At 35.9% G+C, this 13211-nt stretch carries 12 protein-coding genes; 6 read left to right on the forward strand and 6 right to left on the reverse strand.

Going from position 1 to position 13211, the window contains the following annotated elements:
* Positions 1–702 precede the first annotated feature (702 nt).
* Positions 703–1857 carry a DUF2079 domain-containing protein gene (locus M901_RS10265; RefSeq protein ID WP_081653425.1) on the forward strand — a complete coding sequence of 385 codons (1155 nt, stop codon included), beginning with the start codon at positions 703–705 and terminating at the stop codon, positions 1855–1857.
* Here M901_RS10265 and M901_RS10270 read toward each other — a convergent pair whose 3' ends face one another.
* Genes M901_RS10270 through M901_RS10280 form a run of 3 tightly spaced genes read right to left on the reverse strand, consistent with a single transcriptional unit; the run spans position 1858 to position 4799 of the window.
* Positions 1858–2589: a polyprenol monophosphomannose synthase gene (locus tag M901_RS10270; protein ID WP_021278137.1), complete on the reverse strand. Its 732-nt coding sequence runs from the start codon at positions 2587–2589 to the stop codon at positions 1858–1860.
* A gap of 21 nt (positions 2590–2610) precedes the next feature.
* Positions 2611–2991 carry a thiol-disulfide oxidoreductase DCC family protein gene (locus M901_RS10275; RefSeq protein WP_021278135.1) on the reverse strand — a complete coding sequence of 127 codons (381 nt, stop codon included), beginning with the start codon at positions 2989–2991 and terminating at the stop codon, positions 2611–2613.
* Between the two features lie 26 nt (positions 2992–3017).
* Positions 3018–4799: a hypothetical protein gene (locus M901_RS10280; protein WP_021278138.1), complete on the reverse strand. Its 1782-nt coding sequence runs from the start codon at positions 4797–4799 to the stop codon at positions 3018–3020.
* A 170-nt stretch (positions 4800–4969) separates the two neighbouring features.
* On the opposite strand from M901_RS10280, the gene M901_RS10285 reads away from it, so the two are divergent.
* From M901_RS10285 to M901_RS10300, 4 genes are read left to right on the forward strand one after another with little or no spacing between them, the layout of a single operon-like run.
* Positions 4970–5560, forward strand: coding sequence for a metal-dependent transcriptional regulator (locus M901_RS10285; protein WP_021278140.1), 591 nt, complete (start codon positions 4970–4972; stop codon positions 5558–5560).
* Positions 5544–6230 carry a hypothetical protein gene (locus M901_RS10290; protein WP_021278136.1) on the forward strand — a complete coding sequence of 229 codons (687 nt, stop codon included), beginning with the start codon at positions 5544–5546 and terminating at the stop codon, positions 6228–6230. Before M901_RS10285 ends, M901_RS10290 begins: the two co-directional genes overlap by 17 nt.
* Entirely contained in the window at positions 6230–7492 is a 1263-nt protein-coding gene (locus tag M901_RS10295) for a membrane protein (protein ID WP_021278133.1), read from the forward strand. The genes M901_RS10290 and M901_RS10295 overlap by 1 nt, the downstream gene beginning before the upstream one ends.
* Positions 7485–9518 carry a M3 family metallopeptidase gene (locus tag M901_RS10300; protein ID WP_021278141.1) on the forward strand — a complete coding sequence of 678 codons (2034 nt, stop codon included), beginning with the start codon at positions 7485–7487 and terminating at the stop codon, positions 9516–9518. The genes M901_RS10295 and M901_RS10300 overlap by 8 nt, the downstream gene beginning before the upstream one ends.
* 28 nt (positions 9519–9546) lie before the next feature.
* Here M901_RS10300 and M901_RS10305 read toward each other — a convergent pair whose 3' ends face one another.
* From M901_RS10305 to M901_RS10315, 3 genes are read right to left on the reverse strand one after another with little or no spacing between them, the layout of a single operon-like run.
* A complete protein-coding gene (locus tag M901_RS10305) occupies positions 9547–10608 on the reverse strand; it encodes a saccharopine dehydrogenase (RefSeq protein WP_021278132.1) in 1062 nt (353 codons plus the stop codon).
* 3 nt (positions 10609–10611) lie between these two features.
* Positions 10612–11868 (reverse strand): MFS transporter, encoded by a 1257-nt coding sequence (locus M901_RS10310; protein WP_034721737.1) that lies wholly within the window; start codon positions 11866–11868, stop codon positions 10612–10614.
* A 3-nt stretch (positions 11869–11871) separates the two neighbouring features.
* Entirely contained in the window at positions 11872–12858 is a 987-nt protein-coding gene (locus M901_RS10315) for a nitronate monooxygenase family protein (protein WP_021278139.1), read from the reverse strand.
* A gap of 121 nt (positions 12859–12979) precedes the next feature.
* Between M901_RS10315 and M901_RS10320 the strand changes: the two genes are divergently transcribed.
* Positions 12980–13211, forward strand: a 232-nt coding sequence (locus M901_RS10320) for a hypothetical protein (protein WP_034721739.1), incomplete at its 3' end; no start/stop codon positions are given.

Genomic DNA, 13211 nt, shown 5'->3' on the forward strand with positions numbered 1-13211 from the left:
AAAGAATATTTAATTGGCACATACCTGAGTTCTTTGCAAAAAATAATTCTCAAGGGGAAACGAATCTTCATAATCTCGTAGTCGGTGGAACAAAAATAAATAAACTGATTTTTGGTCTATTTCTTACTATATGTGTAGTTATTTATTTTTTTAATACTTCCTGTACTTTATCGTAAAGTAGAGAAGATTAAGGAACTTGTAGATAAGTTTGCCGTACCAATTCCTAAAAATACACATATTATCGCTTATCTAACTCTTTTTGGATTATCTCAACTTATTGTCGGTCATAAACCAGGTGAGATTCTTGAGTTTGGTGGTTGTTGGATCTTCTACTTAATGATTTTAGAACCATTTAACAGGCCAATTTTTTCAAGAAGAAGCTTTAATAGGTAAATGGCTGAATGTCGAATTGTGATAGAACCCATAGGTGTTTGATTTTAGTAATATCAATTATTTTTTTACTAATTCCCTTCCTATTTGTGGTCAAGAGCTCTTTTTTTAATTGTTTTCATGCAAGTGACTTTAGTATCTATCAGCAGGCTTTTTATCAAATTGCTTATAACTTCGATTTAAATCCTTATATTACTGTTCGTAATGTCGAAATCTTGAATGATCACTTTGATCCTATAATTTACTTGGGGGCTCTTTGGGTTAAATTATTTTGGCTACACTAGTGTTAATACTGCTATCTTTATTTATGTTATGGCATTACTGGCTCCAGCGGTTTACCTCTATTGTAGAGGGCGCTCGAACAACTTTTTATTAGCGTATTATATGGCACTAATTCTACTCTCAAAAGGTATTAGTGAAGGTTTACAGTTTCCAATTCATCCTACCACTTGGACAACTTTTCCAATTCTCATTTTATTTTCAAGTCTATTGAAGAAGGATGATAATAAAATTATTTTATCGTCAATTTTCTTATTCACGTATAAAGAGATTTTTCCCATCGCGATAATTTGTGTATCATTTTATCTTCTTGTTTTTGAAAAGAGGAAGAAGGTCGCGGTAACTTTACTTCTTATTTGTGGGGCTTGGCTTCTCTATGTATTAAAATTAAGACATCTTCTTTCAGATCATCAAACAGTTAGTTATAGTGGGCGAATCACTGATCGTTTCTTTGCAGATCCTGTGGGGTCGATTTTAGCAGTGTTTAATTATGAGATTATTAAAAATCTTTTTAAGCTATATCTTCCTTTTACGCCTCTTCTCTATTTAGTAAAGAAGTCTAAGTGTGATGATGATAAAAGAATATTTATCTACGCTCTTTTATTTTTAGCACCTATTGTTGCAATACAAGTTTATATGCAATTAATAGGAGATCACTATTCAAGTATGTTATTGGCCCCTATTATTGCTGTATGTGTTTTTCTCAATAAGGAAACCTTATTCGATAATAGAAAAGTAGTTGTTACCATGTGCCTATTTGTTGCTCTTGCAGGGATGGGGAGACATACAAGAAGCGTAAAAAGAATTGTGAAGAATAGCGATAAGTACTGTTTAATGACCTCTGATAAAGAGGCTCAAACTAAGAAAATAGAAGAGCTTTTAGAAAACAATGAGGGGAGTCGTATTCTTGCAACAGGGGGAGTGATTCCAAGATTATTAAAACCAAATATGGATATCTATCAAGCTGTTTTATACTCAAAGCACTTTGATTCGTATGACTTTTTAATTCTTGAAAAAAATCAGTCCGGACGTATTGGACCGTTTAATCCGACAACAATGAGTGAGCTTATTGCAAATTGTTCATCAGACGGTACAGAGCTCTTTTTAGAGCTAAAAGATTATAATGTTTATAAAAATCCTCAAAAAAAATGTCTTGAGCTATTACATAGGCCAAATGAGTATTTTTAGTTAAGAGTTTAGCTTTCCAAAAATATTTAAGAACTTTAGTTTAAGAACAGCAAAGAAAGCTTCCCAGATAATTCCTCCGCCCATCTTTGATTCACCATCTCTTCTTTCATAGAAGATAATTGGTACTTCTTTTACATTAAGTCCCATTGACCAAACTTTATAATTCAACTCAAGTTGAAAGATATAGCCATTGGCAATGATATTATCAAGATTTAGCGAAGAGAGTGCTTTTCTACTAAAGCACTTAAATCCACCAGTTGTATCAAACACTGGGATATTCGTTACTAGGCGAGTGTAGATTGAAGCACAGTACGAAAGTAGGAGTCTGTGAAATGGCCAGTTGATGATTCTAATGCCGTCAATATAACGAGAACCAATGACGAGGTCATTTGTTTGAGCAGCTTCTAGAAGATCAGCAACGGCCTTGGGATCATGAGAAAAGTCGCAATCCATTTCAAAGATAAACTCATAGTCTCTTTCGAGGGCCCATTTAAAACCTGTGATATAAGCTGTTCCAAGACCTAGTTTTCCCTGTCTCTCAATAATGTGAAGGTTTTGATATTCAGACTGTTTTCTTTTAACGACATCAGCTGTTCCATCTGGAGAACCATCTTCGATAATAAGTAGAGAGATATCATTATAAAGTCCAAAAACAGTGTTGATCATTCTCTCGATATTATCGATTTCATTATATGTAGGAATAATAATAAGTGTCTTACTATAGTCTAACAACGAAGGCTCCATGGTAATTATTTACTTCGTACAAGAAGGGCATTTTTTTATCAAAGTCTTTCTATATTTATTGGTCATGCTGTGAAAGTAGTCAACAGCTTTCTTACCCATGTTGGACTCGATGAGCCATGAGAATTTGTGTACCAGAGGAAAGAGCTTAATGAGATGTTCAATGGCCTCTTCACCAACGAGGACTTGATTGTCACTCGTAATATAATGAACTTTTAACATACACTCTTCTTTATTTAAATAGGGAAGTTGCTTGTAGACTTCATCGTCATGGATACTTACGGCCGTAATGATTTCAGTGCCTTCAAGCATTGTTAGAGAATCTTTGAATCTCACACAAAGTGGACATTCTGAATCAAATAGGAGAATTGGGGGTGTTAGCTTTTCTTCCATGAAAAACTCCTTATTAGTTTGTGGTCTTATTTAACTTCTAATCTCTTTCTTGCTGTTACTTGATACCTTCTCGAAATAATTTTAAAGATATCCTCAGATTTATCTTTTGTGATTTGGGCACTCTTACTGGCCCTTTCCGCAAATCTTAGAACATTAGCATCAGAAGCATTTGCTCCCTTTTTATTATTTCGCTTTAGCTTGTTCATAATATTAGCAAACTGATTTGTCTTTTCTGTTTTCTTTGTTTTATTAATTCCTTTACCTCCAGAGAAGTAAAGAGAGTTTGATTTTGAGCGTGGTTTATATTTTCCACCGCTGTATAGTTTATAAGTTTTTCCACTTCTTTTGCTAAATGAATCTGCAACCTTCTTTCCACCATCTCCGAGCTTCATCCCACTAAGACCAATGGCCGCTGTTTTAGGAATACCCATTGCTTCGAGTTCATTTGCTAGCTTCTTTTCATCATCACTTAAAGTATTGATAGGAAGAGAGACTTTATCAGCATTGTCTCTTAGAAGATCTTTAGCCGTAGCGAATACTTTATTTGAGCTAGTGTCGACATTAAGATCATCTGAACCTGGCTTTATTGTTCCTCTTGTCAGTTGGAAAAAAGGATTGAGCTTATTTGAAGCCGTTTGAGGAATGTGCATTGATTCTAAATTATTTCTGATTGTCTTATCAAGACATGTATCCGTCGCCACACACTGACATGCTGGATCTTCTTTTAGTTGATCATTAATACAAGAAACTTGATAGTCATTAGATTGCCCCATTCTATCTCTAATCTGAGGCATACAATATTTTACATCGTTCTGTGTCTCTGGTTGAGCACAGTAACAATCTCTGTCTGAAACAGGGTTACAGTCTCCAGAGCCTTTTAGCTTACTAGCAACTCTATTGAGTGTATCTTGAGCATCCTTGTGAACACCTTTTTCCCACTCGTAATATCTCCACATTAGGGCAGAGGCTCCCAGCTTAAGATAATTTTGCCATGATGTCGCACTAGCTGGACCGGCCATCATTGCTGTGTAACAAGCAGTCGTTGCACCCCATCCTGTAATTTGCAATTTTAGACCTTTCGCTCTTGAACCATGCGCTCTAGCTTGTTTGTGAAGGGCAGTTACTTGTGCTGTTTCTGTTCTTGTTGGACTATTCATAATGAATTCTTCTTCTTTTTGATTAAAGAAAGGTCCTACTGTTTCGACACCAACTGCAATTAGACGACAGTAGTCTTCCATCTCTTCTTCGCTGTTTTCATCAGCTTTATCACCAGAGTCATCAGCAGTTTTTGAATTGGTATCATCTGTCGAATTTGTATTTGATTCTTGTGTTGTTTTTGGTTTTGCATCATCGCCATTGGCACTATTCTCTTGAGAATTTGAATTAGATTGATTCGCATCTTTCTTTTCTTCATCACCCTTAAGCTTGGAGATATTCCATTCACCATTTGGATTTGTCACAATCTTTGATCCAATGTCTGTCATCCCAACGACCATGGCGTAGGCCTTACCAACAGCTTTCATCATGGCTGGGCTTAACCCCATAAACTTCTTTCCACTGGTCGCATTTCCGCCTCTTGCCATAGAGCGACATCGAGCATCGTTCAAACCTTGGGCATCACATTCTTTCTTAAGTTCTTCTTCGTAGTTTCTTTGAAGGTAACCACCATGTTCATAGTTTTCCATGATGATCTTTTCTTGATCGGTGATATTTCCATTTTCTACGTCCTTGGCCGTTGGAGCAGCGTAGTCCTGAGCAAGGAGCCCATAAGAAATTTGTAATATAAGTAGAAATTTTAGTGATTTCATAAGTTGTCTCGAGTTAAATTAAGTACTTAATTGATTTTAGCACGTTGCGCAACTTTGAGAGTAGAGTGTGCATAAAGTGCCACTGTAATTTATCGTAATTTTAGCTACTTATAGCTAGTTACGACCCTCTTGTGCTAGAAAACTACTGCAACAAATAATTGACATAGCTCATGCTTAAGTTGCAAAAAAAGGGCCTTCTTGTTAAAGTTGAGCATATGACTACGGAAAAGAAAGCTCGAGAAGCTGAACTCTCACATTCAATGGTTCACTATCTTCTAACTATTCATAAGTTAAGAGAAGATCGTGGTTACGCTAGAGTAACTGATATTGCACGAGACTTAGGTTTAACTAAGGGAAGTGTGTCTACGGCTCTAAATAATCTCAAAAAGAAAGGTTTAGTAAAGGAAGAGGAAGATACAAAATTCCTTCTACTTACTGAAGAAGGACATGACGAAGTTCATAGAATTCTTTCTTCAAGAACTCTTCTATACTATTTCCTCAAAGACTTCGTAGGAGTTGATGAGGATGTTGCGGCTCATGACTCATGTATGATGGAACATCTTATGAGTCCTGAAACAAGTGTAAAGTTTTTTGAATTTATGAAAAATCTTGCTTGTTCTTGCGACGACTTAAATAAACAGGGAAAATTACCAGAAGGTTTTAATTTTAAAACGACACTTGATCTATGTGAATTCAAATCAGCCGAAGAGTTCATGGAAGGTCAAAAAGGTGATAAGTACCTCGATGAAGATCATCACTAAATTAGTTTTAGTTCTCATAATGTTGCCAAGTCTTTGCTTGGCAACAACTTTTTGCCTCCAAAGTAACCAATCTATTTTTAAAGCCAAGAAAGAATTAGAGACCCTCTTAATTGAAGGAGAAGATGTCCTTGTTGATTCAAGAACTAATTGCTTAATTGTAGCAGTGAAAGAGTACAGAAGAGAGTTGATTAATAAGTTTATGTCGATGAACTACCGTCTGACTTCAAATTATACATCAAGCCAGGGAACACGTAGATCGTGTAAAATTAGATTAAAGAAGGTCACTCTGGAAAATTTAAGTTCAAAGGGAATTGAGGCCGGAACAAATCTTGATATAAGATCAAGTCTTGAAAATATGCAAGAGACTTCCTCAATGGATATTCTCTTGATGGAAGGAAAGGCAGGAACCCTTTCTCTTGATAATAATAGTTTGAAAGTTATGTGTAGAAGGTCTCCTAGTGGTTACGAACTAGGATTTTCTCTCATGGACTCTGGCTCAACAATGATTTTATCCGAGGCATCTATACAAGTTGGACAGTGGCTTAATGTTGGTAGCATCTCTCGTTCTCTAAATAACAAAAGAAATAAAAAGTCCACGAGAACTGGAATTGATATACAGAATTCAAATGGTCAAAATACAACCACATATTTTTTAACAGTAGTTCCTTAATGATCTTAGAAACGATTAAAAAAATTCATAAAGAGTTTATCAATCTTGATATCCAAGAGAGAAGACCGATTGTCTTAGTTGCTTTGAATCTCTTTGCGATTCTTTTTTCCTACCCAATGATACGTTCGGCATCAACGGCTATTTTTGTCGACTTTTACGGTGCAAAGAATACACCTTGGGTTTGGATCTTTTCAGTCGTAGCTCTTTCTATATCTGTTACACTCTTTAATCGTTGGCAAAAAAAGCATAGTGTCTATTTTCTTTATTTTAATATCTCTGTTTTAACAACCGTTTTGTTCTTGGTTTGCAACGTCCTCTACATCATGGGGTATAAGTTTGTGGCCTTTCCTTACTATATCTGGAAAGAAGTTTATATAATTTTATTGGTTCATCTTTCAATTGGTTATTTAAATTCTAAGGTTGATTATTCTGTTGCTAAATTAACTTATGGACCACTTGGTGCGCTTGGAAGTCTTGGTGGTGTTCTTGGAGGATTAGCAACGTCAAATATTATCCCTTATGTGAATAGTGTTTTTGGAAAAGGCTGGGGTCTGTTTTCGGTTGGAATTTTGGGGACAGTTATTGTTTTCTTAACATTATTTCTTTTTGCTATAACAAAGGGTGAATATCTTCATAAGAAAGAAGAGAAAGAAAAAACAAGTCCACTGGCCTCTCTTTCTGACGTAAAAAAATATATTATTTTAATGGCCTCAATTGTTGCTCTATCACAGTTTGTTATTAACTTGGCAAATTATAAGTTTAATCTTGGTTTAGAAGGACATGTCTTTGGAGCAGAGGGAAAAGGAGCTTTCTTAGGGAAGGTTTATTCTGCAATCAATTTTGTGAGCTTTTCTTTTCAAGTCTTCCTCATTCCAATCATATTAAAATTAGTTAAAGTAAGGTCATTGCATGTATCAATTCCATTAATATTTTCAATGCTATTTATTGGAACAATCACTTTTAAAGGCTCGTTTACGCCAGTGGCCATACTATTTATTATTTATAAAGGTCTAGATTATTCACTTTTTTCTACCGCAAAAGAGATGCTTTATTTCCCTTTAACACAAGTTCAGAAATTTGGTGCTAAATATGTTGTCGATATGATCGTCTATAGGGCCTCAAAAATGCTGATATCCGCGATATTACTCTTTGTTTTGGTCCCATTTTGGGTTGACGCGATACTAGGAATTTGTTTAATTATTTGGACTATTTTGACTGTATTACTCTATATGCAGAAAGAAAATTGGAGAAAGTATGAGTAACCCATTTTTTAATGATTTTGATACGCCATTTGGAACAGTGCCTTTTGATAAGGTTTCAAATGAGCATTACTTACCGGCTTTAGAAGAAGCTATGAAAAGACACAAAGAAGAGATTGAAGCAATTAAAAACAATACTGATGAGCCATCGTTTGAAAACGTTATTGAAGCTTTTGAGAGATCAGGAGCAATGCTAGGTTCAGTATCAGCTGTTTTCTTTAATCTAAACTCTGCAAATACTAATGATGAAATGACAGAGATTGCGAAAGAGTTTTCACCTAAGTTAACTTCTCACTCAAACTCAATTCGTCTGGATGAAGGATTATTTGCTAAAGTTAAAGGTGTCTATGACAAAAAAGAATCTTTAGATTTAACTCTTGAGCAAACGACATTACTTGAAAAATTCTACAAGGATTTTGTTCGTAATGGAGCTCTTTTAAATGAAGAGCAAAAGACTGCGGTTAAAAGTATTGATGAGGAATTATCAAAGCTAGGAGTTCAGTTTTCAGATAATATTTTAAAAGAAACAAATGAATTCATGATGATTCTTGATTCTGTTGAAGATCTTGATGGACTACCTGAGGGGGCTATTGAAGCAGCTGCTATGACGGCTAAAGAGAAAGGTCATGAAGGAAAGTGGGTTATTACATTAGATTACCCAAGTTATATTCCATTTGTAACTTATGCAAAGAATAGATCTTTGAGAGAGAAACTTGCTAAGGCCATGGGAACACGTGGGTGCAAAGGTAATGAAAGAGACAATAAAGAGATTGTTAAAAGAATTGCAACTCTAAGACATGAGAGAGCACAGATTCTTGGGTACAACACTCATGCTGATTTTACTCTTGAACAAAGAATGGCTTTAAAGGCAGATAATGTTTTTAACTTATTAAATGACCTTAAAGACAAGGCTTTCCCAGCAGCACAAGATCACATTAATGAAGTGAAAGAATTTGCAAAAAAACTAGATGGGATCGAGGATCTTCAATCATGGGATTATGCTTATTACTTCGAGAAGCTAAAGAAAGAGAAATACAGCATTGATGATGAGATGCTCAAGCCATACTTTAAATTGGAAAATGTTATTGATGGTGTTTTTAAAGTAGCTAATAAACTATTTGGGCTTACTTTTGAAGAAAGAACAGATATTCCTAAGTACCACGAGGATGTTATTACTTATGAAGTAAAAGATGCTGATGGAAACCATGTCTCAATTTTTTATGGTGACTATTTCCCAAGACCTTCTAAGAGAGGTGGTGCTTGGATGACTCTTTTTAGAGAACAACATATGGACGGGTCAACAGATGTTAGACCACATGTTGCCAATGTCTGTAACTTTACAAAACCAACTGATAGTAAACCATCACTATTAACATTTAATGAAGTCACAACTTTATTCCATGAGTTTGGACATGGGTTACACGGTATGCTTTCTAAGTGTAAGTATGAAACTCTTGCAGGAACAAATGTATTTTGGGACTTTGTAGAGCTTCCATCTCAGATTTTAGAAAACTGGGCCTTTGAAAAAGAGTGTCTTGATTTATTTGCTAAGCACTATGAAACAGGTGAACTCATTCCTGCAGAATTAGTAGAAAAGTTAAAAGCAAGTGCTAACTTTGGTGAAGGGCGTGCTACTTTGAGACAACTTTCTTTTGCTCTCCTTGATATGTCTTGGCATTCAAAGAACCCAAGTTCTATATCAAATGTTGCTGAACATGAAGAAGAAGCAACGAGTGGTGTGCGATTACTTCCTAAAGTTGAAGGAACTTGTACATCAACAGCATTTTCACATATTTTTGCTGGTGGTTACTCTGCTGGATACTATAGTTATAAGTGGGCTGAAGTATTAGATGCGGATGCTTTTGAAGTATTTAAAAATAATGGAATCTTTGACAAGAAAACAGCTGATAGTTTCAGAGAGAATATTCTTGAAAGAGGTGGGACAGAACACCCAATGGAGCTATATAAGAAGTTTAGGGGTCAAGAACCAACACCAGATGCACTTCTTAGAAGAGGTGGACTATTATAAAAAAGAAGGCCGCATTAAGCGGCCTTTTTTATAAGCTTTCTTTCATTTTCTTTCTAAATATCTCTTCAGCATTTTTCCAAGTATAGCTCTCTTGTCCCTTTAGGCATAGGTCTAAGAGATGAGGAATGAGCTGTTCTGAAAAATCTTCTGAGCTTTCTCTTGGTAGAGCTGAGGGAAGATTATCAATTGCAATTACTGATAACTTATCAATATTAAGCTCTGGTTGTGACCATGTCGTATGCTGATCATAAATTGGAATAGGGTTTAATTCACTATTTGGGTCACAACTGACGTCGCTAATGACTTTTAAATTATATTCGGTATTAAGAAGTTCCGGACTTATAAAAGGTGCAATTTTCTTAGTCATGAGAACAGTATTGATGAAAATGTCATGTTCCATAATTTCAGAAAATGGTCCGCCTTTCTTGGTTTCTTCAAAGTCCCATGATGTGACATCTAGACCAACATCTGAAAGGAGTGTTCTGGCTCCTGTTCCACATCGTCCTAGGGCTCCTATGACAATTGTTTTAGGAAGATCTAATCCACTGAGTTTTTCCTTTATAATCTCAACCCAATCACTTTTATTTTCATAAAATCTTAACGGGCATGTACCAAGGTTCTTTTGTTTATGAGCATATGTTTCTACTGCTAGTGCACAACCAATATAACCGGCCCAAAATCCAAAAGCCGCAACTCTTCGGCCAGATTCATTTTGAAGGAATTCGAGATCATAAAGTTTTCCTCTTCCTTCATTATATCTTTTGAAGACTTGTTCGGCGCCATCTTGGCCTTTAAAAATATGGGCAAAGTAAATGTGCTGATGTTTGAGTGGAGCTAATTCTTCTTCAAGTTCTTTAAGACCTAGAATGTAAGTTGTCTCTGAGTTTGGAGCATCTGTCTTCCAGCTATTCATTTCAACTAGTTTACAGCCAATATCGGCGTATTCAATATCCTTGAATATTCGGTTAGGAGATTTTTCGACGATGACCTCAACTCCTTGATCGAGGAGCTTTTTAGCATCTTGGGGAGTAAGAGGGGTTCTCTTTTCATTCTTCTTAGTTTCGTGACGTAGCCAAATAGTTGCCGACATGGTTCATCCTTGTTCCAATTGGTCTTGAACAGAAGTATCTCTGTTTACTTTATCATTAGATGCACTATAGAGTAAGCGCATATCTTTAAAAAGTAGACGTGGAAAAATTAGTATAATAAAAACAATAGAAACTGTTGTTAAGATTTGGTTGGTTGTTGCTTGATTACCTATTATTGAGACGATAATACCACTCGCAATATTAGGGAAGACAAAAGCTAGATCCACAAGAGAGAAAACTCTTGTGAGGTATTTTGTTTCAACCTTTTGTGAAATAAAGTTGAGCTGTGAAGTCATCCTTAAAATGACAACAAGTCCCCAAATGAGAAATATAAATAAAGTATTATAGAAGCCTGGAAAGAGTAGCCATAATAGCATGCATACTGGCTCCATGTAGATACAGAATGTTATAACTTTTCCCAGTGAGAATTTCTTTGTGATCTTCTCACTAAGTATTCCTCCAAAAACACCTCCAAGACCAAATAGCGAAAATGCGATACCATATGCTCTTTCATCCATGTGAAGCACTTCTATAAAATAAGGCAGAAGTAAGGGAATTAAGAAACCAATGCAAAACCCTGCGATAAGAGTATTAGAAATAATAGCAAAGACCTCTTTCTTTTGTGCCATATATTTCATACCTTCAATCAGATCAGAGCTGATAGAGGTTTTTATCGTGTTGTCTTTCTTTGGTGGTTTATAAGTGATTGTACCAATGAGATAAATTCCAATAAAGTATGTGAGTAAGTCAAATGAGAGAACCTCTGTGATCCCTTTAAAGTGTGAATAGAGAAAAGCACCAATAAAAGGACCGATCATATGGAGGATTGCGAAGCTTGAACCAAAGAGTGCATTTGCTTTTGGAATATCATCCTGTGGGACAATATCATTAACCATTGCTTGCCTGGTTGGGTTATATATTCCCGTGAAAAATGCAATCATACCATCAGCAAATATAACCCAATAAACGTTACTGAAAATTAGCAAACTGATAACGATGGGAATACGTGCGTAGTTTGTAAAGTTTAAGAGTTCGCATCGGTTGAATTTTTCTCCCAGAACTCCACCGAGAAGATTTCCTAAGGTTAAGAAAACTAAGAAGACAGCTCTTGCAAGGCCTAGATAGGACTTGTTCTGACCGCTGAGTTCAAAGACTGTTAGCATTAAAGCAGTCTCTGTTATAAAAGAGCCTAACTCAGAAGTTAGGCCCGCATAATATAATCTCTTAAAATTTGGATATTTGAGTATCTTTGGTAATGGCATTATTTAACTAAGTTTGTTCTTGAATTCCTCAAGTGCAACCTCGTACTCCGAAATTAGTCGATCAACAATTGTTTTAACTGGCTCAATCTTATTAATGAACTCGATTGAAGGCCCTGCACACCACACTGTCTTGTACGTTGCTGCGAAAGCTGCATTTTCAACAAGTTTCATGCCCTTATAATATGTCAGCATCTTCACATACTTTTTTAACTTTTTGTTCTTAGTCAGAAGGGATTCGACCATATTTTGTTCTGTTCCAATTTTTTGAACATAAGGTGTATTGATCACGGTACATGGTGTTCCAGAGACCTTTGTTGAAAGTACAATGTCCTTAGCTCCATACTGTACAACTGCATCCTTATATTCCTGACTAACTGGACTTTCTTCTGTCGCAATAAATGGACTTCCAATTGAAGCGCCTTCTGCGCCGAGGCTAAGTGCGCTTAATAGACCGGTTCCTGTTCCAATTCCACCAGCTGTAATGACCGGTAAGTTACAGTTCTTTTTTAGGAGAGGGATTAGGATACTTGCTGGAGTTGGGCCTGCATGACCTCCTGCGCCAGAGTTGACCGCGATAATTGCATCTGCACCTAAACTTTCTACTTTTTGAGCATAAGTGACATCGACAACATCACAGATGACTTTTGTTCCATTAGGCTGACATTTCTTAATGACTTCTCCGGACTTCCAAGAGAAGTAATGATAAAATACAGGAACATATTTAGCACAGATATCAATTTGCTTTTTTAAATGGATATTTGACTTGTTTACTATGAGATTGATTCCAAAAGGACCCTGACATTTCTCTTTCAATTCCTTAATACCTTCTTCAAACTCTTCAGGAGTTCTCCAGTTCAGGGCTGGGATACATCCCATGATTCCAGCTTCCGCGGCCTTAATGAGCATTTCATTGCTAGAGACTAAGAACATTGGTGCCATGATAATAGGATACTTAATATTGAACGTGTCAGTGAGCCAAGTTTTGATCATTTTTACTCCTTAAATATAGTAGTCATTATACTTGCAATTTATAAAAAGTAATAGGTAAGAAAGTTGCCGAAATGACCTTTTGTACCTTGCACAAAGATATCCGATCACGTAACTTAAATGTATGGCTAAAGAATTATCGGTACTCCCTGATTTTAACGGAATCAAAGACCACATTGAAACAGAAAGAAAATCAATCATTAAAATTAATAATTTCTCTGAAGAAGACGGTTATGTAAGATCGACTTCCGATGCTTTGCTTATTTTAAGCTTTTTAACAGAGACGATAACTCCTCTTTGGAACTTGTTCAATGAACATCCGACTTTGATGAAGTTCTTCTCTGATGACTACACAG

Source organism: Bacteriovorax sp. DB6_IX, from assembly GCF_000447775.1.
Lineage (GTDB): Bacteria > Bdellovibrionota > Bacteriovoracia > Bacteriovoracales > Bacteriovoracaceae > Halobacteriovorax_A.